This is a genomic window from Methylobacterium sp. NPDC097929 (assembly GCF_049543375.1).
Taxonomy (GTDB): domain Bacteria; phylum Pseudomonadota; class Alphaproteobacteria; order Rhizobiales; family Beijerinckiaceae; genus Methylobacterium.
Window position 1 is genome coordinate 183,234 of the sequence record NZ_JBMVEP010000005.1, and the last position, 20,983, is coordinate 204,216.

The 20,983-nt window shown below is 69.4% G+C and carries 21 protein-coding genes; 5 read left to right on the plus strand and 16 right to left on the minus strand.

The window, feature by feature from the left end; genetic code table 11:
• Window positions 1-99: 99 nt before the first annotated feature.
• Together purM and purN are read left to right on the plus strand one after the other, a co-directional pair.
• Complete coding sequence (purM, locus tag ACPCJR_RS14905) at window positions 100-1,167, plus strand: phosphoribosylformylglycinamidine cyclo-ligase (protein WP_391513917.1); 1,068 nt, start codon at window positions 100-102, stop codon at window positions 1,165-1,167.
• A gap of 254 nt (window positions 1,168-1,421) precedes the next feature.
• On the plus strand, window positions 1,422-2,087 hold the full coding sequence (gene purN / locus ACPCJR_RS14910; protein WP_391513915.1) for a phosphoribosylglycinamide formyltransferase: 666 nt from the start codon (window positions 1,422-1,424) through the stop codon (window positions 2,085-2,087).
• A gap of 170 nt (window positions 2,088-2,257) precedes the next feature.
• Here purN and ACPCJR_RS14915 read toward each other — a convergent pair whose 3' ends face one another.
• From ACPCJR_RS14915 to ACPCJR_RS14965, 11 genes are all read right to left on the minus strand, one after another.
• Entirely contained in the window at window positions 2,258-3,829 is a 1,572-nt protein-coding gene (locus ACPCJR_RS14915) for a SpoVR family protein (RefSeq protein ID WP_391513913.1), read from the minus strand.
• Window positions 3,830-3,882: 53 nt separating this feature from the next.
• Complete coding sequence (locus ACPCJR_RS14920) at window positions 3,883-5,181, minus strand: YeaH/YhbH family protein (RefSeq protein ID WP_391513911.1); 1,299 nt, start codon at window positions 5,179-5,181, stop codon at window positions 3,883-3,885.
• 84 nt (window positions 5,182-5,265) lie between these two features.
• The gene (locus ACPCJR_RS14925; RefSeq protein ID WP_391513909.1) at window positions 5,266-7,218 is read right to left on the minus strand and encodes a PrkA family serine protein kinase; all 1,953 of its coding nucleotides are present in this window, start codon (window positions 7,216-7,218) and stop codon (window positions 5,266-5,268) included.
• A gap of 260 nt (window positions 7,219-7,478) precedes the next feature.
• Window positions 7,479-7,937, minus strand: a complete 459-nt coding sequence (locus ACPCJR_RS14930; RefSeq protein ID WP_391513907.1) for a 4-aminobutyrate aminotransferase — start codon at window positions 7,935-7,937, stop codon at window positions 7,479-7,481.
• A gap of 154 nt (window positions 7,938-8,091) precedes the next feature.
• A complete protein-coding gene (locus ACPCJR_RS14935) occupies window positions 8,092-8,511 on the minus strand; it encodes a hypothetical protein (protein WP_391513905.1) in 420 nt (139 codons plus the stop codon).
• Window positions 8,512-8,663: 152 nt separating this feature from the next.
• Window positions 8,664-9,140, minus strand: coding sequence for a MerR family transcriptional regulator (locus ACPCJR_RS14940; RefSeq protein ID WP_391513903.1), 477 nt, complete (start codon window positions 9,138-9,140; stop codon window positions 8,664-8,666).
• 111 nt (window positions 9,141-9,251) lie between these two features.
• A complete protein-coding gene (locus ACPCJR_RS14945) occupies window positions 9,252-9,578 on the minus strand; it encodes an integration host factor subunit alpha (RefSeq protein WP_110352550.1) in 327 nt (108 codons plus the stop codon).
• A gap of 168 nt (window positions 9,579-9,746) precedes the next feature.
• A complete protein-coding gene (locus tag ACPCJR_RS14950) occupies window positions 9,747-10,727 on the minus strand; it encodes a beta-ketoacyl-ACP synthase III (RefSeq protein ID WP_391514075.1) in 981 nt (326 codons plus the stop codon).
• A gap of 17 nt (window positions 10,728-10,744) precedes the next feature.
• The gene (plsX, locus tag ACPCJR_RS14955; protein WP_391513901.1) at window positions 10,745-11,815 is read right to left on the minus strand and encodes a phosphate acyltransferase PlsX; all 1,071 of its coding nucleotides are present in this window, start codon (window positions 11,813-11,815) and stop codon (window positions 10,745-10,747) included.
• Window positions 11,816-11,971: 156 nt separating this feature from the next.
• A complete protein-coding gene (locus tag ACPCJR_RS14960) occupies window positions 11,972-12,490 on the minus strand; it encodes a YceD family protein (protein ID WP_391513899.1) in 519 nt (172 codons plus the stop codon).
• Window positions 12,487-13,050 (minus strand): ubiquinol-cytochrome C chaperone family protein, encoded by a 564-nt coding sequence (locus ACPCJR_RS14965; protein ID WP_391514073.1) that lies wholly within the window; start codon window positions 13,048-13,050, stop codon window positions 12,487-12,489. The genes ACPCJR_RS14960 and ACPCJR_RS14965 overlap by 4 nt, the downstream gene beginning before the upstream one ends.
• 155 nt (window positions 13,051-13,205) lie before the next feature.
• Between ACPCJR_RS14965 and ACPCJR_RS14970 the strand changes: the two genes are divergently transcribed.
• Window positions 13,206-13,703 (plus strand): outer membrane protein assembly factor BamE, encoded by a 498-nt coding sequence (locus ACPCJR_RS14970; protein ID WP_391513897.1) that lies wholly within the window; start codon window positions 13,206-13,208, stop codon window positions 13,701-13,703.
• Here ACPCJR_RS14970 and ACPCJR_RS14975 read toward each other — a convergent pair.
• From ACPCJR_RS14975 to ACPCJR_RS14990, 4 genes are all read right to left on the minus strand, one after another.
• Window positions 13,640-14,356 carry an HAD hydrolase-like protein gene (locus ACPCJR_RS14975; protein WP_391513895.1) on the minus strand — a complete coding sequence of 239 codons (717 nt, stop codon included), beginning with the start codon at window positions 14,354-14,356 and terminating at the stop codon, window positions 13,640-13,642. The genes ACPCJR_RS14970 and ACPCJR_RS14975 overlap by 64 nt on opposite strands.
• 87 nt (window positions 14,357-14,443) lie before the next feature.
• Window positions 14,444-15,529, minus strand: coding sequence for an alkene reductase (locus ACPCJR_RS14980; protein WP_391513893.1), 1,086 nt, complete (start codon window positions 15,527-15,529; stop codon window positions 14,444-14,446).
• 135 nt (window positions 15,530-15,664) lie between these two features.
• Window positions 15,665-16,204 (minus strand): GNAT family N-acetyltransferase, encoded by a 540-nt coding sequence (locus tag ACPCJR_RS14985; protein WP_391513891.1) that lies wholly within the window; start codon window positions 16,202-16,204, stop codon window positions 15,665-15,667.
• The gene (locus tag ACPCJR_RS14990; protein WP_391513889.1) at window positions 16,201-17,838 is read right to left on the minus strand and encodes a glucan biosynthesis protein G; all 1,638 of its coding nucleotides are present in this window, start codon (window positions 17,836-17,838) and stop codon (window positions 16,201-16,203) included. Before ACPCJR_RS14990 ends, ACPCJR_RS14985 begins: the two co-directional genes overlap by 4 nt.
• Before the next feature lie 661 nt (window positions 17,839-18,499).
• Here ACPCJR_RS14990 and ACPCJR_RS14995 point away from each other — a divergent pair.
• Together ACPCJR_RS14995 and ACPCJR_RS15000 are read left to right on the plus strand one after the other, a co-directional pair.
• On the plus strand, window positions 18,500-19,666 hold the full coding sequence (locus tag ACPCJR_RS14995; RefSeq protein WP_391513888.1) for a type III PLP-dependent enzyme: 1,167 nt from the start codon (window positions 18,500-18,502) through the stop codon (window positions 19,664-19,666).
• Window positions 19,667-19,850: 184 nt separating this feature from the next.
• The gene (locus ACPCJR_RS15000) at window positions 19,851-20,408 is read left to right on the plus strand and encodes a GNAT family N-acetyltransferase (protein ID WP_391513887.1); all 558 of its coding nucleotides are present in this window, start codon (window positions 19,851-19,853) and stop codon (window positions 20,406-20,408) included.
• A gap of 136 nt (window positions 20,409-20,544) precedes the next feature.
• Here the strand turns inward: ACPCJR_RS15000 and ACPCJR_RS15005 are convergent, their stop codons facing one another.
• Window positions 20,545-20,733 carry a hypothetical protein gene (locus ACPCJR_RS15005; RefSeq protein ID WP_391513885.1) on the minus strand — a complete coding sequence of 63 codons (189 nt, stop codon included), beginning with the start codon at window positions 20,731-20,733 and terminating at the stop codon, window positions 20,545-20,547.
• Window positions 20,734-20,983: the final 250 nt, after the last annotated feature.

A 20,983-nucleotide genomic window follows, 5' to 3' on the forward strand; every position in this document is an offset into this window, starting at 1 on the left:
GTCCCCCGCCGGTGACAGTGGTCAATCGCGCCGCGATGTGGCAGCGGATTTCCGCATTATCGGCCAATTGACCAGCGATTACCGGACGACGGGGCGGCGATGACGGCGCAGGACGGGAACGGGCTCACCTACGCGCAGGCGGGCGTCGATATCGACGCGGGCAACGCGCTCGTCGAGACCATCAAGCCGCTGGTGCGCGCCACGCGCCGGCCGGGGGCGGACGCCGAGATCGGCGGCTTCGGCGGCCTGTTCGACCTCAAGGCGGCGGGCTTCAAGGATGCGATCCTGGTCGCTGCCAACGACGGCGTCGGCACCAAGGTCAAGATCGCCATCGAGACCGGGTGCCACCACACCATCGGCATCGACCTCGTGGCGATGTGCGTCAACGACATCATCGTGCAGGGCGCCGAGCCGCTGTTTTTCCTCGACTACTACGCCACCGGAAAGCTGGTGCCCGGCGTCGGCGCCGACATCGTGCGCGGCATCGCGGAAGGGTGCCGACAGGCGGGCTGCGCGCTGATCGGCGGCGAGACCGCCGAGATGCCGGGCCTCTACGACGGCTCCGACTACGATCTGGCCGGCTTCTCGGTGGGCGCGGCCGAGCGCGGCACGCTGCTGCCGCGCCCCGGCATCCTGCCCGGCGACGTCGTGCTCGGCCTGCCCTCCTCGGGCGTCCACTCGAACGGGTTCTCGCTGGTGCGTCGGATCGTGGCCAAGACCGGCCTTGGCTATGACGCCGACGCGCCGTTCGCCCCCGGCCGCTCCCTCGGTGAGGCGCTGCTGGAGCCGACCCGGATCTACGTGAAGCCGCTGCTCGCCGCCCTGAAACGGGCCGGCGGCATCCGGGCGCTCGCGCACATCACCGGCGGCGGCTTCCCCGACAACCTCCCCCGCGTCCTGCCCGAGGGCGTCGGCATCGAGATCGACCTCTCGGCGATCGCCGTGCCGCCGGTCTTCGGCTGGCTGGCGCGCGAGGGCGGGGTCGCGGAAGCGGAGATGCTGCGTACTTTCAACTGCGGCATCGGCATGGTGGTGGTCGCCGCCGCCGACGCGGCCGACGCCGTGGCGGATGCGCTGAGCGAGGCCGGCGAGGCGCCGGTCCGGCTCGGACAGATCACCGAGCGGAGCGCCGAGCCGGTGACGTTCACGGGGAGGCTGGGGCTTTAGAACGTCGTTTCGCATCGTCTTTTTCCGAAAACCGGCGGCCACCTTTCGGGACGATGCTCTAGAAACCCGCCCGGCACGCCGCCGCATCTCCCTCTCCCCTCCGCGGGAGAGGGTGGCCCGCGAAGCGGGTCGGGTGAGGGGAGCGCCCTCTCCGGAGACGCCGCCCCCTCTCCCGCCTGCTCCGCAGGCACCCTCCCCCGCAGAGGGGGGAGGGTTATTCTGCGCGGTCCGCATCCTTCCCTTTCGGAACGCCCATGCCCGTTCAAACCCAAAAAACAAAAAAACGCGTCGCGATCCTCATCTCCGGCCGCGGCTCGAACATGGTCTCGCTGATCGAGGCGGCACGCGCGCCGGACTATCCGGCCGAGATCGTGCTGGTGCTCTCGAACCGCCCCGAGGCCGCCGGCCTCGACCGCGCGCGGGAGTCCGGCATCCCGGCCCGCGCCATCGACCACAAGGCGTTCCCCGATCGCGCCCGCTTCGACGCCGCGCTCCAGGCGGAGCTGGACGAAGCGGGCATCGAGCTGATCGTGCTCGCCGGCTTCATGCGCATCCTCACCGACGCCTTCGTCGAGGCGTGGGCGGGCCGGATGATCAACATCCACCCCTCGCTGCTGCCGTTGTTCAAGGGCACGCATACCCATGAGCGCGCCCTGGAGGCGGGGGTGCGCCTGCACGGCTGCACCGTGCATTACGTCGTACCGGAACTCGATGCCGGCCCGATCGTGGCCCAGGCCGCCGTGCCGGTGCTGCCGGGCGACGATGCCGACAGCTTGAGCGCCCGGGTGATCGTGCAGGAGCACCGGCTCTACCCGGCGGCGCTGGCCCTGATCGCGGGCGGCGGCGCCGCGCTGGAGGGGAGCCGCGTGCGCTTCACCGCGCAGGAACGCGACGCGGGGGACGCGATCCTCTCGCTCTGAACCTTGCGACCCACTCCACCCCGCGACCTCATCCTGAGGTGCCGCGAAGCGGCCTCGAAGGGTGCTCCAGTGCCCGCGCTTTTCCTGGACGATCCTTCGAGGCTCCGCTTCGCTCCGCACCTCAGGATGAGGGTGGGCATGGGAGCAGGTGCGCGGGCGCCCCAAAAAACTCAGAAAAAGATCGGCCGCGCGCTCGCCGAGTGCTCGACCAGCACCGCGCCGCTCGCCGGATCGACCTCCTTGAGCACCGCGTCGTAGCCCCAGAGGTCGGCGAGGTGCTGGAGCACGCGCCGGGCGTCCTCCTTCTGCAGGGTGATGCGGTTGAGCGCCTTGTGGTGGAGGATGAGCTTGCGGTCGCCCTCCAGGTCCACGTCCACCACCTCGATGTCCGGATCGAGCCACGCCACGTCGTATTGACGGGCGAAGGAGCGGCGCATCTTGCGGTAGCCGCGCTCGTCGTGGATCGCCTCCACGCGCATCTCCGGCTCGTCGGGATCGTCCACGACGTGGAACAGGCGCATGTCGCGCATGAGCTTTGGCGACAGGAACTGGGCGATGAAGCTCTCGTCGCGGTAATTCTCCCAGCAGTCGCGCAGCACGCCCATGGCGTCGCCGGTGCCGGCGATGTCGGGGAACCACTCGCGGTCCTCTTGGCTCGGCTGCTCCACGATGCGGGCGATGTCCTGCATCATGGCAAAGCCCAGCGCGTAAGGATTGTGGCCACCGAAGGAGCGGTCGTCGAAGGTCGGCTGGCGGATGACGTTGGTGTGCGAGGTCAGGAACTCGAGATAGGCGGCCTCGCTGAGCTGACCTTTCTGCGAGAGCGCGTTCATGATCCGGTAGTGGCAGTAGGTGGCGCAGCCCTCGTTCATCACCTTGGTCTGGCGCTGCGGGTAGAAATACTGCGCCACGAGCCGGACGATCCGCAGGATCTCGCGCTGCCAGGGCCGCAGGCGCGGCGCCACCTTCTCCAGGAAGTAGAGGATGTTCTCCTGGGGCAGTTCCAGCAGCGCCTTGCGCCGCTCCAGGGCCGGGTCGCCCTTGGCCGCGCCGGTCTTGGCCGGCAGGGTGCGCCAGAGGTCGTTGTAGATCTGCTCGCCGTGCTCCTCGCGCTCACGCTCCCGGCGCTGCTCGCTCGCCAGATCCGGGCGCTTCTTACGGGGATAGCGGTGGACGCCCTGGCTCATCAGCGCGTGGGCGGCGTCGAGCACGTGCTCGACCGCCCCATGCCCGTAGCGCTCCTCACAGCGGGCGATGTAGCTCTTGGCGAAGTCGAGATAGTCGAGGATGCCCTCCGCGTCGGTCCACTGCTTGAACAGATAGTTGTTCTTGAAGAAGTGGTTGTGGCCGAAGGCGGCGTGGGCGATCACCAGCGTCTGCATCGTCGCCGTGTTCTCCTCCATGACGTAGGAGATGCACGGATCGGAGTTGATGACGATCTCGTAGGCGAGCCCCATCAGGCCGCGGCGATAGCTCGCCTCGTGCTGGGCGAAGTGCTTGCCGAAGGACCAGTGCTTGTAGAACAGCGGCATGCCGATCGAGGCATAGGCGTCGAGCATCTGCTCGGCGGTGATGATCTCGATCTGGTTCGGGTACCACGACAGGCCGAGTTCCGGCCCGGCCACCGCCTCGCAGGCATCGTGGATGCGCCGGATCGTCTCGAAGTCCCAGTCGTTGCCGGTGAACAGCAATTCTCCGGGCTTGGGCGCCGTGGACTTCGTGCGGCTCAGGCTCGCGACCATGTCGGCCCTTCTCTTCGACGCTGTCTCTGCTCCCCTCGCGAGGAGGCCTCTCGCTACGCCTCCGCCCGGGCATCCTTGCGGCCGAACAGCTCGCGGAACACGGGATAGATGTCGCGGCGGTGGTTCACTTTCCGCATGGCGAGCGGCTCGCCGGCCTTGGCCAGAGCCTCGTAGGTTCGCCACAGGGTGGTGCGGTGCTCGACGAAGCCCGCACGCGGGCCGTTCTCGTCGCCGACTTCGAGATAAGCGAAGTGCTGGCAGGCCGGCAGGATGTGGGCGCGCAGGAGTTCCGTCGAGGTCGGCCCGTCGGAGGAGACGTTGTCGCCGTCAGAGGCCTGGGCCGCGTAGATGTTCCAGTCGTCCGGCGAGTAGCGCTCGGTGACGATGCGCTTCATTTCGACCAGCGCGGAGGAGACCAGCGTGCCGCCGGTCTCGCGGGAGCCGAAGAAGGTTTCCTCGTCCACCTCCGTCGCCCGGTCGGTGTGGCGGATGAAGACGATCTCGACGTGCTTGTAGCGGCGCGTCAGGAAGATGTGCAGCAGGATGTAGAAGCGCTTGGCCAGATCCTTCATGTGCTCGGTCATCGAGCCCGAGACGTCCATCAGGCAGAACATCACCGCCTGGGCGATCGGCTTCGGATAGGGCTCGAAGCGGCGGAAGCGCAGGTCGATCGGATCGACGTAAGGGATGCGCTTGGAGCGCTCGCGCAGGCCGAGCAGCTTGAGCTGCAGGTCGGGCAGGCGCGGATCGTTCGCGGCTTCCGCCTCGGCGATCTCGGCCTCCAGCGCCGCCACCTCCTCCAGCTTCGGCCGCTTGAGGGCGATGCGCCGGGACATGGAATTGCGCAGGGTGCGCGAGAGCGCGAGGTTGGCCGGCGAGCCCGAGACGGTATAGCCGGCCCGGCGCAGGCCTTCCGTCTCGACGATGGCGAGGCGGCGCTTGGCGAGATCGGGCAGTTCGAGGTCTTCGAGGAACAGGTCGAGGAATTCTTCGCGGGTCAGGACGAAGTGGAAGGCGTCCTCGCTGTTCTCGCCGCCGTCGCCGCCCTCCCCGGAGCCGCCACCGCCCCCGCCGCCCGGCGGGCGCTCGATGCGGTCGCCCTCCACGTAGGTCTTGTTGCCGGGCAGGATGTAGTCCTGATGGCCCGAGCCCGGCTGGCGGGAGAAGCGCGGCTCGCGCACCCCGTCGCCGGGCACGGTGATGCGCCCGTCCTTGCCGAGGTTCTTGATGTCCTTCTCGCGGGCGGATTCCCGAACCGCGCGCTGCGCGACGTCCTTGACCCGGCGCAGGAAGCGCTGGCGGTTCGGGAGGCTCTTCCCACCTGGATTGAGCCGACGGTCGACGATGTGCATCCGGGGTCGCTCAGCGCCTAGTCTCACGTCCCTGGTCGAGGGACAAAGGTGCGAAAGTGCGGCGGATGCTCAGGGGAAGCCCCCTCAACCCGCCTGCTTCACGCGCATGTACCATTCCACGAGTCGTCGGACCTGCCGCTCGGTGTAGCCCCGGTCGGTCATGCGATCGACGAACTCGCCGTGCTTTTTCTCGGTCTCGCTGTCCTTCTTCGAGCCAAACGAGATCACGGGCAGCAGTTCCTCGACCTGGGAGAACATCCGCCGCTCGATCACCTCGCGCAGTTTTTCGTAACTGGTCCAGGAGGGGTTGCGGCCGCCGTGCTGCGCCCGCGAGCGCAGGGCGAACTTCACCACCTCGTTGCGGAAATCCTTCGGGTTGGCGATGCCCGCCGGCTTCTCGATCTTGGTCAGCTCCTGGTTCAGGAGCTCGCGGTTGAGGAGCTGGCCGGTCTCGGCGTCCTTGAAGTCCTGATCCTCGATCCAGGCATCCGCGTAGTCGATGTAGCGGTCGAACAGGTTCTGCCCGTAATCGTGGTAGGATTCGAGATAGGCCTTCTGGATCTCGTGGCCGATGAACTCGGCGTAGCGCGGGGCGAGTTCGGTCTTGATGAACTCGATGAAGCGCTTCTCCGTCTCCGGCGCCAGCTGCTCGCGCCGGATCGCCTGCTCCAGCACGTACATCAGGTGGACCGGATCGGCCGAGACCTCGGTGGTGTCGTGGTTGAAGGTTGCGGCCAGAACCTTGAAGGCGAAGCGGGTCGAGATCCCGTCCATGCCCTCGTCGACGCCCGCCGTGTCCTTGTATTCCTGCATCGAGCGCGCGCGGGGATCGACCTCGCGAAGGCTCTCGCCGTCGTAGACCCGCATCTTCGAGAACAGGTTGGAATTGGCGTGCTCGCGCAGGCGCGAGAGCACCGAGAAGCGGGCCAGCATCTCCAGCGTGCCCGGCGCGCAGGCCGCCGTGGAGAGTTCGGAGCCCGAGATCAGCTTCTCGTAGATGCGCTGCTCCTCCGTGACGCGGAGGCAGTAGGGCACCTTGATGACGTAGATGCGGTCGATGAAGGCTTCGTTGTTCTTGTTGGTCTTGAACGATTGCCACTCGGCCTCGTTCGAGTGGGCCAGGATCACGCCGGTGAAGGGGATCGCGCCGATATTCTCGGTGCCGACGTAATTGCCCTCCTGCGTCGCGGTGAGCAGGGGGTGGAGCATCTTGATCGGCGCCTTGAACATCTCGACGAATTCGAGAACGCCCTGGTTCGCCCGGTTGAGGCCGCCCGAGTAGCTGTAGGCGTCCGGGTCGGCCTGGGAGAGCGTCTCGAGCCGGCGGATGTCCACCTTGCCGACGAGCGAGGAGATGTCCTGGTTGTTCTCGTCGCCCGGCTCGGTCTTGGCGATGGCGATCTGGCGCAGGCGCGAGGGCCGCACCTTGATCACCTTGAAGCGGGAGATGTCGCCGTCGAACTCGTCGAGGCGCTTGAGGGCCCAGGGGCTCATCAGGCCGGTCAGACGCCGGCGCGGGATGCCGAAGCGCTCCTCGATCTCCCGGCCCATGGTCTCGGGGTCGAACAGGCCGAGCGGGCTCTCGAAGACGGGCGAGACCTCGTCGCCGGCCTTGAGCACGTAGACCGGGTGAACCTCCATCAGCGCCTTGAGGCGCTCGGCAAGCGACGACTTGCCGCCGCCGACGGGGCCGAGCAGGTAGAGGATCTGCTTGCGCTCCTCCAACCCCTGCGCGGCGTGGCGGAAGAACGAGACGATCCGCTCGATCGTCTCCTCCATGCCGTAGAATTCGGCGAAGGCCGGATAGACCCGGATCGTGCGGTTCATGAAGACACGGCCGAGGCGGGCGTCCCGGGCGGTGTCCACCATCTCCGGCTGACCGATCGCGTCGAGGATGCGCTCGGCCGCGGAGGCGTACATCAGCGGATTGTCGCGGCAGGCCTCGAGATATTCGGAGAGGGTCATCTCCGTGTCGCGGCGCGCCTCATAGCCGCGAGCGAAGCTCTGGAACAGGTCGTTCGTCGAGTGCAGCGGCATTCGAACACCCCCTTCAGGCTGATCACAGCTTCATCCTGTCTCGGGCCGGATGCAACTGACATTGCGGGATTTGTCGCACCGCCCACAGGCCGGCAGACCTGCGTGTGAAACGCGCCACACCCAAGAGTGACTTGGATTTAACGCAGCCTTCATCCGTAGCGGAGCACGGCATCCGGCCCCCAGGCAGGGCCGAATGCCGTCGCAACGCGTCCGCTATCTTCGCAGCGCAGCATGGCTGGCGAGCGACCGACCCGGCAGGATCAGAGGTCGGTCGTGTCCTTCTTGGCCTTGTCGGCCTTGTCGACGGTGATGCGGATATCCCGCTTCTCGATCTCGCCGTCGGCGTTCTTGATCTCGACGACAACCGAGTCCGAGCCCGTGTAGCCGTCCTTCGACTGGTAGAAGAGCGCCTGGACCTCGGCCTCCTTGTTCGGACAACGGTACTTGGCCGGCGTCTTCAGCTTGCCGGCCTTGGTGATGAGCGAGCCGGAGCCCGGCGCGGTCGTCACCTTGATCTCCGGCATCGGACCGAAGGAGCAATCCTTCTTGAGGTTCGGCACGATCACGAGGCGGGCCTGCTTCCCGGTGGGCACCGTCTCGCTGCGGGTGACGGTGGTCTGCGCGAGCGCCGGAACCGCCAGAGCGAGCCACAGGGCGGCGACGGGAAGGGCGACGGGAAGAGCTGCGATCGGTTTCACGGCGGGGGTCGGCGCATCCATCGGGGTTTCTTGGCCTCCTCACGGCCCGCGAACGGCCGGCCGGACGATCCGGGCCGGCACGGCGGGCTGAAGCCGGAATGTGGGGGGCACCCTCCTCCGCGTCGAGGCTTGCGCCGCGAATCTCCCGCTCCGCCGCGACGCGGCAGGCGCCCGCTCACTGCTGGAGCGCGGCGGCGACGGCTCCGGTCACGCGGGCGATCTGCGCCTGATCGAGCGTGCCGACCAGGGCCTGCGTGAGCGCCTTCTCGACTCTTTCCCGCTCACCGAGATCGGCCAGCGGCGTGGACGGGATCTCCTGGTCGGGCAGATCGCAGACCCGGCGGATCGTCTCGGCGGCCTTGAGCAGGGTGTCGCGGTCGGCCGGCCCCATGTCCCAGAGCGGTGCCCGCAGGCGGCTGATGACCCGTCGCGCGTCGCGATACTCGCGATCGACCGTGGTCGCGGCCTCGATCTGGCTGACGAGAAACATCAGTTCCAGAACCTCGTTGGCGGCCTCGGGGCATACGCGCACGATCCGCATGACGCGGGCGATGAGTTCCTGGGTGGGAGACATCCGGGATCGGGGGGGAGCCATGGCGCCTCAACGCCGCTCCGCCCGTAAAGTTCAGGTCGAATTTTCGCGGCGCCGGCCGGGACGAGTCGGAAAAGCGTGAGACGAACCAATACCTTGCGCACAAGCGAGTTGGCACGGCAGGCGGCTGGCGAGGGCCACCGGCCGCCACGAGATCAGGCCGGTGCGCCCATCTCGTGATCCGCTTCGCCGAGCCCCGCGAGCAGCGCCCGGCAGGCGCGCAGTTCGGCGAGCGCCCCCTCCAGCGCCCGGCGGTCGGCGGCGGCGGCCTCGACGCTCTCCTCGTCCCGCTCCGCTCCCGTCGGCGCGCCGGCCTCGGCCTCGCCTCGGCCGACCGCCTGGACGAAGCGCACGCCGTTCTCTTTCAGGACTCTCTGGGCTCCGCGGATCGTGTAGCCTTTTCCGCGCAACAGGCAGCTCACGCCCCGGAGAAGGTCGATGTCCTCCGGCCGGTAGTAGCGCCGTCCGCCCGCCCGCTTGATCGGCTTGATCTGGCTGAAGCGGCTCTCCCAGAAGCGCAGCACGTGCTGCGGAACGCCGAGTTCCTCGGAGACCTCGGTGATGGTGCGGAAGGCGCCGGGGCTCTTCTCAGCGCGCTCCTCGTCGATCGGGGCTTCGAGCGGCAATCCCATGGCGGTGCCTCAATCCGGTCTTTTCAACGGGGCCGGGACGGGTTCCGGCCTGCCAAGGGGGACGCGTCGCTCCGATCGCAGGCCGGGCGTTGTTCGGGCCTGCGGGGCGGCTCAATCGTCCTCGTCCGTGTCGTGCCCGTTGACGTGGCCGCCGTTGATGCGGGCCTTCAACACGTTCGAGGGCTTGAACACCATGACCTGCCGCGGCTCGATCTCGACCTCGACGCCGGTCTTGGGGTTGCGGCCGATGCGCTTGCCCTTGGAGCGCACGACGAAGGAGCCGAACGAGGACAGCTTCACCGTCTCGCCGGCGGACAGGCAGCTGCAGATTTCGGCGAGCACCGTCTCGACCAAGGCGGCCGATTCGGCGCGCGAGAGGCCGACCTGCTGGTAGACGGCCTCGCTCAAATCGGCGCGTGTGACCGTCTTCCCCGCCATGCGCTCCCCCTCCCGGCCGAGTCGAACCCCCGCCGCGTATCTCTATGATCGGACACGCTAATCGGCAGATGGGCCATGGTCAACCGAACCTTGCGGTTGACAGCTTGCGAACCATCCTCGTCGGATAATCCAGACCCTGCGGACGGCCAAGAGCCCGAACCGTTCGGCCTACCAGCGGATGAGCGCGGCGCCCCAGGTGAAGCCGCCGCCGATCGCCTCGATCATCACGAGGTCGCCCTCGCGGATGCGCCCGTCCCGGCGCGCCGCGTCGAGCGCGAGGGGGATCGAGGCGGCCGAGGTGTTGCCGTGCCGGTCGACCGTGAGCACGACCTTCTCGCGGGCGATGCCGAGCTTGTCGGCCGAGGCCTCGATGATCCGGCGGTTGGCCTGATGCGGCACGAACCACGACAGGTCGTCCGCCGTGGTGCCGGAGGCGCGGAAGGTCTCGGCGATCACGTCGGTGACGGAGCCGACGGCGAAGCGGAACACCTCGCGGCCCTCCATGCGCAGCTTGCCCGTGGTGCCGGTCGAGCCGGGGCCGCCGTCGACGTAGAGCTTGGAGCGGTGGCGCCCGTCCGAGCGCAGGCAGCTCGCGAGCACGCCGCGATCGCCCGTCGTCCCATCCCCCTCGCGCGCTTCCATCACGATCGCGCCGGCACCGTCCCCGAACAGCACGCAGGTGGTGCGATCCTCCCAGTCGAGGATGCGCGAAAAGGTCTCCGCACCGACGACGAGGGCGCGCTTGGCCCCGCCCGTGGTCAGGAAGCGGTCGGCGGTCGCGACCGCGTAGACGAAGCCGGCGCAGACCGCCTGCAGGTCGAAGGCGAAGCCGGACTCGATTCCCAGGGCCGCCTGGATCTGGGTCGCGGTCGAGGGGAAGGTGTGGTCGGGCGTCGAGGTCGCGCAGATCACGAGGTCGATGTCGGCGGCCGAGAGCCCGGCATCGTCGAGCGCAGCGAGCGCCGCCCGGCTGCCCAACACCGAGGTCGTCTCGTCGGGGCGCGCGATGTGGCGCTGGCGGATGCCGGTGCGCTGCACGATCCACTCGTCCGAGGTCTCGATCCCGCGCTCGGCGAGATCGGTGTTCGTGACGACGGTCTCGGGCAGATACGCCCCGCAGCCGATCACGACGGAGCGCCGATGCGCCATCAGATCCGTCCCTTCCATCACTTGTCGGCCGCGCCGGCCTCGAGGCCGGCGGTCAGGCCGGCCGCGACCGCGGGCGTCTGCTCCAGCATGTCCCGGATCGTCCGCATCAGGTCGTAGCGCGCCATGTCGTAGGCAAGGTCGACGGCGGATGCGAAGCCGTGCGCGTTCTCCGAACCGTGGCTCTTGATGACGATGCCCTCCAGGCCGAGAAAGACGCCGCCATTGGCCCGGCTCGGGTTCATCTTCTCGCGCAGGGCCGCGAAGGCCTGACGCGCGAACAGGTATCCGATCTTGGCCGAGAGGGTCCGGCCCATCGCCGCCTTGAGATAGGAGCCGATCTGCTTGGCGGTGCCCTCGGCCGTCTTGAGGGCGATGTTGCCGGTGAAACCTTCCGTCACCACCACGTCGGTGGTGCCGCGACCGAGATCGTTGCCCTCGACGAAGCCGTGGTAGGAGAAATTCTCGGGCTCGGACTCGCGCAGGAGGCGGGCGGCCTCCTTGACGGCCTCGTTGCCCTTCATCTCCTCGGTGCCCACGTTGAGCAGGCCGACCGTCGGGCGCTCGATGTCGAGCACGATGCGGGCCATGGCCGAGCCCATCACCGCCATCTCCACGAGGTGCTCGGCATCGGTGCCAATGGTGGCGCCGACATCGAGCACCACGCTCTCGCCGCGCACGGTCGGCCAGAGGCAGGCGATGGCGGGCCGCTCGATGCCGGCCATGGTCTTCAGGCAGATCTTCGACATCGCCATCAGGGCGCCGGTATTGCCCGCCGAGACGGCGGCCTGGGCCTCGCCGTCGCGCACGGCCTGGATCGCGCGCCACATCGAGGACTTGCCCCGGCCCTGGCGCACCGCCTGGCTCGGCTTGTCGTCCATGGCGACCGAGACCGTGGTGTGGCGGATCTCGACGGCGCCCTTCAGCCGCGGCTCGGCCTCGACGAGGGGGCGCACCACCGCCTCGTCGCCGAACATCAGGAAGGTCATTTCGGGATGCCGTTCGCGGGCGATGGCCGCACCGGGCACGACGGTCGTGGGGCCGTGATCGCCGCCCATGGCGTCGAGCGAGATGCAAACGCGGTTCGACATGGTTCCTTCGGGAGGCCGCGGCGGGATGTGGCGGACAGCGAGCGTGAAGGGGCGGCTGGATGCGCCCCGGATCGGCGGCGCGCAAAATAGCGGCAGCGCCCCGCCGGGCAAACAAAAACTGAAGCGGTCCCGCGCAGGGGACCGGATGCGAGCCGATCAGTCCTCCTTCGGCGCGATCCGGGCGCGCAGGGCCGCCAGATCGGAGAAGGGCAGTGGATCCTCGCCGACCGTGACCGGATCGAAGGCGACGCCGGGCTTGCGCGGGTAGGGATCGAGCCCGAGTGCCAGGAACTCCGCCGTGAGCGCACCGAAATCGACGCGTCCGTTCACGATCGGGTCGGGCAGCTCCACATCCTCGGCCTCGGTGCCTTCCAGGATGTCGGCGTTGGTGAACTCGACCTCGACCGGCTCGGAGACCTTCGATTCGAAGGGTTCCAGCGTCACCGTGCAGACCTGGGTCACGACGGCCTCCACCCGACCCTCGGCGCGCAGCCGGGTCAGGGAGCCGCTCAGAGTGAAGCGGCCGACGAGGTCGCGGAGGGCAGGGATCTTGAAGTCGCGGGCGAGCGCCTCGCACTCCGCCGGGCTTGCCTCGACGACGATCTCGGCGCGGTCCTTGGGCAGGCGCTCGACGTTGACCGAACGGGACAGCGGGCTCTCGCTCCTGAGGGTCATCGGATGCCTCCTGCCGCCGCATCGGGTTGGCCGGGCGGCTCGGGGAAGCGCGGTCCGACCTCCAGCAAGCCGTCGAGATCCTGGGCGGAAAGGGCGGCCGCGCAGTCCTCCACGTAGGCGGCGAGCGGCGCCGCGCTCTGCGCATCCTCGCGGCCGAGCAGGTTGCGGGCGAGCGCGGCGGCGAGCCCCGTCCGGTCGCCCGCGTCGAGGGCGGCGCCGTAGGCGCCCGCCCGGGCGTAGAACGAGGCGCCGAGCTTCTTGATGCGCTTCGGGATGCCCATGTCGCCGATGCCGAGCTCGCGCAGGGATGCGTCGAGCTGGAGGAAGACGGAGTCGACGAGATCCTGCGCCACGTCCGCCGCGGGCGGCGGGAGCTGGCCGAGGCGGCGCAGCACGAGGATGACGTGCAGGGCGAGCGCCTCGAAGCGCCCCTCCACGGTATCGGGCACACCGAGCCCCTCGTAGAGGCCGGGGCGGCGCGCGGCCTCGCCGATGCGCTGATGCAGCGCCCGGATCGTGCGTCGGCGCCGGTCGGCGCGGTGGAACAGGCCCGCGATCATATGGTCCACCGGATCGGCCCGGGCTGTGGCCGAGCTTGCCTTGTCAAAGCCATAACCCCGCGGTACGGCAACCCCGGACCAGGGTGCAAGTCCGAAGACGCGCGAGGCCAATCGCGCCACGGACGAATCCCGCTTCGCAGGAATTAGGGGGGCCGATGTCGCGCCGTCTCGTCTCGTCGCTTGCCCGCGCCGCCGTTCTCGGCACCGTCGCGGTCGGCGTCTCAGGCTGCATCGGCGAGGATATCCGCCACGGCTACCAGATCGATCAAGCCGCGCTCGCCACGGTGAAGCCCGGCATGGGCGCCGAGCAGGTGCTGCAGATCCTCGGCACGCCGTCCACGGTCTCCACGGTCGGCAACAAGTCTTGGTACTACATCACCCAGAACACCCGCCGCACGGTGATGTTCCTGGGCGAGCAGGTCGAGGACCAGAAGGTCACGGCCGTCTACTTCAACCAGGGCATGAAGGTCGAGCGCGTGGCGCTCTACGGCCTGCAGGACGGACGCGTGTTCGACTTCATCGAGCGCACCACGCCGTCGAGCGGCGCCGACCGCGCCTTCCTCAGCCAACTCTTCCGCGGCCTGACCCGCTACGAGCCGTTCGGCAGCGGCGCCGGCGCCTCGATCGTCCCCGGCGCCCGCGCGGGCCAGTAAGGGGCGCCCGTCAAGGCGCGCACCACGTCGTCCGGCTCACCGAACAGGCGGGCCGGCTCCGTGCCGGCCAGGGCCTCGGGCGCCGTGTAGCCCCAGGCCACCGCGCCGAAGGCACAGCCCGCCCGCGCCGCCGCCTCCGCATCCCGGATCTCGTCGCCCACCGCCAGCATCGCGGCGGGCGCCACGCCGGCCCGGCGCGCCACGGCCCGCAGGTGACGCGCCTTGCCGAACAGCGAGGCGCCGCAGGCGTAGTGCCGGATGCACCCGGTCCGATCCCCGAGGGCGCGCCGCACGTTCGCCTCGCTGTTGGAACTGACGACGGCGAGCACGAGCCCGGCCGCGTCGAGCCTGTCGAGCATCGCCGGCACGCCGGGAAACAACCGCACCGTCCCGGCATCGCGGGTGGCCAGCCCGCGCATGTGGCGGGCGATCAGGGGCAGCTTCCAGGCCGGAATGCCGAGATCCCGCAGGATCTCCCGGGCGCCCATGGCGCGCAGCCGTCCGGTCTCGCCCGCCTCGACCCGGCGGAAGCGGTAGCGGTCGGCCACGCCGTTGAGCTGGGCGCAGAACCAGGGGAAGGTGTCGGCCAGCGTGCCGTCGAAGTCGAAGGCGACGAGCCGGTAGGGCGACCGCATCCCCTCGCCTTCGAACATGCGCCCCTCTCCTAAAACGCGAACGGCTCCGCCGAGGCGGAGCCGTCCATAGATCGTCGGGCAGTCCGCGATCCGAAGCCGCCGGCCTTACGCGGCCTGCGACAGCGCCGGGTAGTCGACGTAGCCCTCCGGCCCCTGGCTGTACCAGGTCTTCATGTCGTCCTTGTTGAACGGCAGGCCCTTGGCGATGCGCTCGGGCAGGTCCGGGTTGGCGATGAAGGGACGGCCGAAGGCGACGGCATCGGCCTCGCCCGAGGCGACCGCCTCCTTGGCGCGCTCGCCATCATAGTCGCAGTTGAGGATGACAGGACCGCCGAAGCGCTCCTTGATGACGGGGGCCACGGGCGCGACCGTCGCCTTGCCGAAGGTGCCGTCCGGGCCCGGCTCGCGCAGCTCGATGAAGGCGAGGCCGACGCGCTCCATCATCTCGGCGGCGAGCCCGAAGGTCTCGTGCGGGTTCGAATCGTCCACGCCCTGGATCGGGCCGTTGGGCGAGAAGCGGATGCCGGTGCGCTCCGGGCCGACGATGCCGGCCACGGCCTGCGCGACCTTGGTGACGAGCCGCACCCGGTTCTCGACGGAGCCGCCGTAGCGGTCGGTGCGCTTGTTGCTGCCGTCGCGGAGGAATTCGTCGAGCAGGTAGCCGTTCGCCGCGTGGATCTGCACGCCGTCGAAGCCGGCCGCCACGGCGTTGCGGGCCGCGCGCTCGTAATCGGCGATGAGCCGCGGGATCTCGTCCTCGCGCAGAGCCCGGGCCTGCCCGTAGGGCTTCTTGCCCTCGTAGGTATGGGCCTCGTCCGGCGCGGTGGCGACGGAGGGCGCGACCGGCGGCTCGCCGCCGAGGAAGTCGGGATGGACGAGATAGCCCATGTGCCAGAGCTGCGAGACGATGCGCCCGCCGCGATCATGGACCGCCTTCACAATCGGCTTCCAGGCCTCGACCTGCTCGTCGGACCAGATGCCGGGGGCGTAGGGCCAGCCGAGCCCTTCCTGGCTGATGCCGGTGGCCTCGGAGATGATGAGACCGGCGCCCGCACGCTGCGCGTAGTATTCGGCCATCAGCGGCGTCGGCACGTGGCTCCGGGTGGAGCGGCCGCGGGTCAGCGGAGCCATGAGGATGCGGTTCGGCAGCGTGATGGCGCCGAGGGTAATCGGGTCGAACAGGGACGGCATTCGAATCTCTTCTTGGGCGGGGCGGCTTCCGGGGAAGCGTCCCCGCTGCCTCTCGGAAGGCCGAACCTTGTGTTGCCTTCCCCATTCCGCCAGTGCGCTGGCGCACCTCCGCCGCCCCGCGCCGCCCCCCGGCGCTCACCTCTCGGCGAGGCGCTTCTCGTAGCACCACGCTTCCATGCCGTCCTCGTAGTAGTCCGGCTTGGTCCCGGTGCGCGCGTAGCCGCCCCGCTCGTAGAGCCGGATGCCGCTGCCGTTGTCGGCCCGCACCTCCAGGCGCAGGCGCTCGCAGCCATGGGCGCGGGCATCGGCCTCCGCGGCCAGCAGGAGACGACGGCCGAGCCCGGCGCCGGCGCGAGCGGGGGAGACCGCGAGCGAGGAGAGACGGGCGACGCGGCTGGTGCGCCGACGCTCCAGGGTCGCGGCGCCGACGAGAATTTCGGGCCCTTCGGCCTCGCCGCCGGTCCGCTTGCCGGCTCCCGCCGAACCCTCCTGCGCGATCGCGACGAGAAGCGTCATGCTGGGCGAACGGATCGCGTGGCGGATCGCCCGCCGCTCGGCCCGGTCGGTGGTAAAGGCGGCCTGTTCGAGCGCCGCCAGGGCATCGAGATCCGCAAGGCGGGCGGGCCGGATTCCCACCGCCAGCCGGGCGGCCGCGCGCTCGGCCGGCGCGCTCACGCCACGCTCCAGGGATAGGACCACGTCTCGGTCAGCGCCCGCTCGCCCGCCCGATCCTGCCTGCGCAGGTAGGCCCGCAATTCGGTCGCACCCGGCGCGTCGAGGCGCACGTCGATCGCGACGCGGAAACCGCCGACATGCGGGTTCGGCACGATCGAGGTCGCGGTGATGCGCCCGACGCTCGCACTCGCCACCACGTCCGGCGGCGTCGGGTCGGCCAGCAACGAGCCGAGATCCCCGCCGCCGAAATCGATCAGGAAGCGGCGGGCGAGCAGGGCGGTGCCGTCCGGCGTCCGCCGCGCCGCGCCGCTCGCGGCCGGTTCGGCGATGAAGGTGTTGACCACCTTGCCGTTCGGGTGAAGCGCCTCCCCCGCCAAGGCCCGCAGGCGATAGGCGAGCCGCACCGGCTCACCCGCGGGATAGGGCGTCTTCGGGCGCCAGAAGGCCACGACGTTGTCGGCGGTCTCGTTGTCCGTCGGCAGCTCGACCAGAAAGACGCTGCCCTCGCCCCAATCGCCCTCCGGCTCCACGAAGTAGCCGGGCCGGCGCTCGTAGCCGGCTTCCAGATCCTGGTAACTGGCAAAGTCGCGGTCGCGCTGCATCAGGCCGAAGCCCTTCGGCGTCCGGTCGAGGAAGGTCGAGACGCGCCGGTGCCGCGGATTGTCGAGGGGCCGCCACAGCCATTCCCCGGTCCCGGTGGCGAGTTGGAGCCCGTCGGAATCGTGCAGCTCGGGCCGGTAATCGTCGCTGTGGCCGCGGTCGGTCTCGCTGATGAAGAACATCGAGGTCAGCGGCGCGATGCCCACGGAAGCGAGGGGCCGGCGCGGATAGAGCGTCGCGCTCACCCGCACGGCCGTCTGCGCCCCCGGCTCGACCACGAAGCGGTAGGCGCCCGTGGTCGAGGGGCCGTCGAGGAGGGCGTGGATCGTGAGCGACGTCGCGCCCGGCCCCGGCACCTCGATGAAGAAGGCCCGGAAGAACGGAAACTCCTCCCGCTCCGCCTCCGTGCCGATGGCGAGGCCGCGCGCCGAGAGACCGTAGAGCTGGTCCTTTCCGAGGAAGCGGAAATAGCTCGCGCCGACGAAGACGATGAGTTCGTCGAGCCGGTCGGGCCGGTTCAGCGGGGCGTGGATGCGGATGCCGGCAAAGCCGAGATCCTCCGGCAGGGGGCCGTCGATCCGCGTCCGCCCGAAATCGAACAGCGCCGGATCGTATTTGACGGGCGTGCTCACCCCGTCGCGGACCAGATTCACGGCGACGGGGCGCGGGTATAGGAAGCCGCGGTGGAAGAGCTGAAGCCGGAACGGTCCGCCGGCCTCGCCCAGCAACGCCCGGTCCGGCCGGAAGCGGATGTCGCGCCAAGCGTCGTAATCGAGCCGGGCCAGGGCCTCCGGCAGGGGCCGCCCGTCGCCCTGGAACGGCTCGCTCTCGAAGGGCACGGACGCGAGCACCCGCGCCCAGCGCTCGACCACGGCCGGCTCGAAGGGCAGCGGCTCGGATGCGGCGGGCCGGGGAATGGCGGGCAAGGCGGCGGCGAGGCCGGCGGCCGTCAGCCCCGTCATCACGCTCCTGCGCGAGGGCGCGGCTCCGTCCGGCGCCGCATCGCCCCCGGCATGACCTTTGGCCTGGATCATGATCCCGTCCCGAAATGCCACGGTTCAATGGCCGCTTCGCCGGGGCTTGGGAAGGGGGAAGCCGGCACCTGGGACGCGGCGCTGCGCTCTTTCCGCAACAATCGCCGCCGGGAGCGAATTTCACCGAACGACGCGGCTTTTTCCCTTGTGGCCGCGGGCACTCGGCCGTATATCGCCCCTGCCCAATTTCGCACGTGCCTGTGGCCGCGTGTCGGTTGGTGGGCATCCGGTCAACTGCCGGACAGCCGCCAGGGGTCTTAAAGGATCGATGGTCGAAAGGGTGGATCCCTACGGCCGGCATCCGGGTGGCGACACCAGACCCCGACAACAACCGACAGCCGGAGGCGAAACCGGCGAACCCCGCTCTCCACGGGGGACGCAGCTTAAAGCAACGACGAACGGGCTTTTTTGGTCTCGTCGGCCCTCCAAAGGCCGACACCGAAGAGGCTTGTTTATCCTTGCCCGGCGTGCGGTTGGGGTTCCCCCATCCAATCCACGGCAGCTTCCGGGTGCTCTGCGCCTGTTGCCATCCGCGCGTCTCCAAAGCGCACGGATGACGCGACGCATCGCCCCCTGACGCCGACGGTTCGCTTGCCCGGACCGTCCCGATTCGATCTCGCGCCCGAGAGAGGGCGCCTCGAACCTGTGGTGGGGACGACCAATGACCGATCGCATCCGCGATTACCTGCGCGCGCGCCGTGACCTCGGCCGGGACGAAGGTCCGGTGATGGTCCTCGACCTCGATGTCGTGCGCGAGAACTACACCGCGTTCAGTCGTGCGCTCCCGGATACCCGCGTGTTCTATGCCGTGAAGGCGAACCCGGCCGCGGAAGTGCTGCGCCTGCTCGCCGAGATGGGCTCCTGCTTCGACACGGCCTCGGTCGCCGAGATCGAGATGGCGCTGGCTGCCGGCGCGACGGCCGAACGCGTCTCCTTCGGCAACACCATCAAGAAGGAGCGCGACGTCGTCCGCGCGCTCAAGCTCGGAATCCGCCTCTTCGCCGTCGATTGCCAGGCCGAGGTCGAGAAGATCTTTCGCGCGAGCGCCGAGGCGGGTGTCGAGACCGGCGACGTGCAGGTCTTCTGCCGCATCCTCTGCGACGGCGCGGGCGCCGACTGGCCGCTCTCGCGCAAGTTCGGCTGCGAGCCGGAGATGGCCGTGAACGTGCTGGAGCACGCCCACCGGCACGGCCTGCACGCCTACGGCGTCTCCTTCCATGTCGGCTCGCAGCAGGCCAACACGGAGGCCTGGGACGGGGCGCTCGCTTCCGCCTCCCAGATCTTCCAGGAATGCGCGCTGCGCGGCATCGGCCTGTCGATGGTCAACCTCGGCGGCGGCTTTCCCACCAAGTACCTCAAGCAGGTGCCCGGTGTGGAAACTTACGGCGATGCGATCTTCCGCGCGCTCACCAAGCATTTCGGCAACCGCATCCCCGAGACGATCATCGAGCCGGGCCGCGGCATGGTCGGCAATGCCGGGATGATCGAGGCGGAGGTCGTGCTCGTCTCCAAGAAGTCGGAGGCCGAGGACGAGGTGCGCTGGGTCTATCTGGACATCGGCAAGTTCGGCGGTCTGGCCGAGACCATGGACGAGTCGATCCGCTACGCGATCCGCACCGACCACGACGAGGATCGCAAGGCCCCTTGCGTCGTCGCCGGCCCGACCTGCGACTCGGTCGACGTGCTCTACGAGAAGAACCACTACCCGCTACCGGTCTCCCTCTCGATCGGCGACAAGGTGTGGATCGAGGGCGCGGGCGCCTACACCACGACCTACGCGGCGGTCGCCTTCAACGGCTTCCCGCCCCTCGAGCAGATCGTGATCTGACCCGCAGCGGCCCCGCACCGCGTCCCGCGGGGCCAGCCCGGTCAGGCTTCGTTCACGCCTCTTCCGTCAGAAGTGTCGCGCGCCTCACGAGGCGTGCTTGTCGATGTGTCCCGGACGGCCCGCCTCGCGGCGGGTGCGAGGGCTGTTTCCCCCCGCTTGCCAGCGATCCTGGGAGGGTACGGCCGTGATCCAGATCCGCGATGAGATCGCCTCCGACATCGCAGCCCGCGAGCACCTGCTCGACGCCTGCTTCGGCCCCGGCCGCTTCCTGAAGACCTCGCAGCGCCTGCGCGAGGGTCGCCTGCCCGCGCGTGGCCTCGCCCTCACCGCCGTGCAGGAGGACAGGCTCGTCGGCACCGTGCGCCTGTGGGATGTCGAGACTGCCTGCGGCCGTCCGGCCCTGCTGCTGGGCCCGCTCGCGGTCGATCCCTCGCTGCAGGGCGCCGGCCTCGGCGGGGCGCTGATGCGCGCGGCCGTCGCGCGTGCGGCCGAGGGCGGCCACGGCGCCGTGCTGCTGGTGGGCGACGCGCCCTACTACGCACGCTTTGGCTTCGCCCCGGAGAAGGCTGCCGGCCTTTACATGCCCGGCCCGTTCGAGCGCGAACGCTTCCTCGGTCTTGAACTGCGGGCGGGTGCGCTGGAGGGCGCCGCGGGCGTTCTGCGCGCGACCGGTGCGTTCGAGCCGCTGCCGGAGGTCGCCGCCGAGGCTGCCGCATGCGTGGCGCGACGACGCGCCGCCTGAGGCGAGGCCGGGCTGCGGCGCCCGCTTCACGTCATTCGATTGAACGCGAAACAGGGCCCGTCGACGCGCGAGAGCGGCGGCGGACCCTGGTCCGGTCGATGATGGTCGTCCGGGGACACCGGCACGGATCACGGGCTCAGCGGTGATAGGGCCAAGCGGTCGCGGAGAAGGACAGGCGGCTGATGCCCTCGTGGAAGGCGCGGGCCTGGCTGGCGGCCGTGCGTCCGGCGCGGATGAGGGCGGCGAGGAGCGTGATGATGCCCGGATCGCGATCGATCGTCTCGATTTCGGGATGGATGGACGGTGCGGTAAGGACGGTCAGCATGGTTCGAATCCCTTGTGCGTGCTGTCTGTGCCCCTCGGCGTCACTCCCTTGTTGCAGTGCAGCATAGACCTGCTTTTCGGCGCGTGTCTCGGATGAAAACCGGCCTCAGCCCTGCGCACAATTCATAGCTGGGACCGGGCGATCTTCACGTTTTTGCAATTCTCTCCCCGAGCAACCGGTTGACCGGCCGACGCCGAACCGTCATCCGCTCGTCACTTCCAAACACCAATCACCCGCTCTCAAGCAAAGA

What these genes read in the sequence shown, in the direction of transcription:
- ACPCJR_RS14980 (WP_391513893.1), bottom strand. Translation starts at nt 15,529, where the DNA reads ATGCCGTCCCTGTTCGACCCGATTACCCTCGGCGCCATCACGCTGCCG.
- ACPCJR_RS14930 (WP_391513907.1), bottom strand. Translation starts at nt 7,937, where the DNA reads ATGGATGCGCCGACCCCCGCCGTGAAACCGATCGCAGCTCTTCCCGTC.
- plsX (WP_391513901.1), bottom strand. Translation starts at nt 11,815, where the DNA reads ATGTCGAACCGCGTTTGCATCTCGCTCGACGCCATGGGCGGCGATCAC.
- ACPCJR_RS14990 (WP_391513889.1), bottom strand. Translation starts at nt 17,838, where the DNA reads ATGATCCAGGCCAAAGGTCATGCCGGGGGCGATGCGGCGCCGGACGGA.
- ACPCJR_RS14975 (WP_391513895.1), bottom strand. Translation starts at nt 14,356, where the DNA reads ATGTTCGAAGGCGAGGGGATGCGGTCGCCCTACCGGCTCGTCGCCTTC.
- ACPCJR_RS14935 (WP_391513905.1), bottom strand. Translation starts at nt 8,511, where the DNA reads ATGGCTCCCCCCCGATCCCGGATGTCTCCCACCCAGGAACTCATCGCC.
- ACPCJR_RS14915 (WP_391513913.1), bottom strand. Translation starts at nt 3,829, where the DNA reads ATGGTCGCGAGCCTGAGCCGCACGAAGTCCACGGCGCCCAAGCCCGGA.
- ACPCJR_RS14925 (WP_391513909.1), bottom strand. Translation starts at nt 7,218, where the DNA reads ATGCCGCTGCACTCGACGAACGACCTGTTCCAGAGCTTCGCTCGCGGC.
- ACPCJR_RS14950 (WP_391514075.1), bottom strand. Translation starts at nt 10,727, where the DNA reads ATGGCGCATCGGCGCTCCGTCGTGATCGGCTGCGGGGCGTATCTGCCC.
- ACPCJR_RS14960 (WP_391513899.1), bottom strand. Translation starts at nt 12,490, where the DNA reads ATGACCCTCAGGAGCGAGAGCCCGCTGTCCCGTTCGGTCAACGTCGAG.
- ACPCJR_RS14970 (WP_391513897.1), top strand. Translation starts at nt 13,206, where the DNA reads ATGTCGCGCCGTCTCGTCTCGTCGCTTGCCCGCGCCGCCGTTCTCGGC.
- purN (WP_391513915.1), top strand. Translation starts at nt 1,422, where the DNA reads ATGCCCGTTCAAACCCAAAAAACAAAAAAACGCGTCGCGATCCTCATC.
- ACPCJR_RS14965 (WP_391514073.1), bottom strand. Translation starts at nt 13,050, where the DNA reads ATGATCGCGGGCCTGTTCCACCGCGCCGACCGGCGCCGACGCACGATC.
- purM (WP_391513917.1), top strand. Translation starts at nt 100, where the DNA reads ATGACGGCGCAGGACGGGAACGGGCTCACCTACGCGCAGGCGGGCGTC.
- ACPCJR_RS14920 (WP_391513911.1), bottom strand. Translation starts at nt 5,181, where the DNA reads ATGCACATCGTCGACCGTCGGCTCAATCCAGGTGGGAAGAGCCTCCCG.
- ACPCJR_RS14940 (WP_391513903.1), bottom strand. Translation starts at nt 9,140, where the DNA reads ATGGGATTGCCGCTCGAAGCCCCGATCGACGAGGAGCGCGCTGAGAAG.
- ACPCJR_RS14995 (WP_391513888.1), top strand. Translation starts at nt 18,500, where the DNA reads ATGACCGATCGCATCCGCGATTACCTGCGCGCGCGCCGTGACCTCGGC.
- ACPCJR_RS15005 (WP_391513885.1), bottom strand. Translation starts at nt 20,733, where the DNA reads ATGCTGACCGTCCTTACCGCACCGTCCATCCATCCCGAAATCGAGACG.
- ACPCJR_RS14945 (WP_110352550.1), bottom strand. Translation starts at nt 9,578, where the DNA reads ATGGCGGGGAAGACGGTCACACGCGCCGATTTGAGCGAGGCCGTCTAC.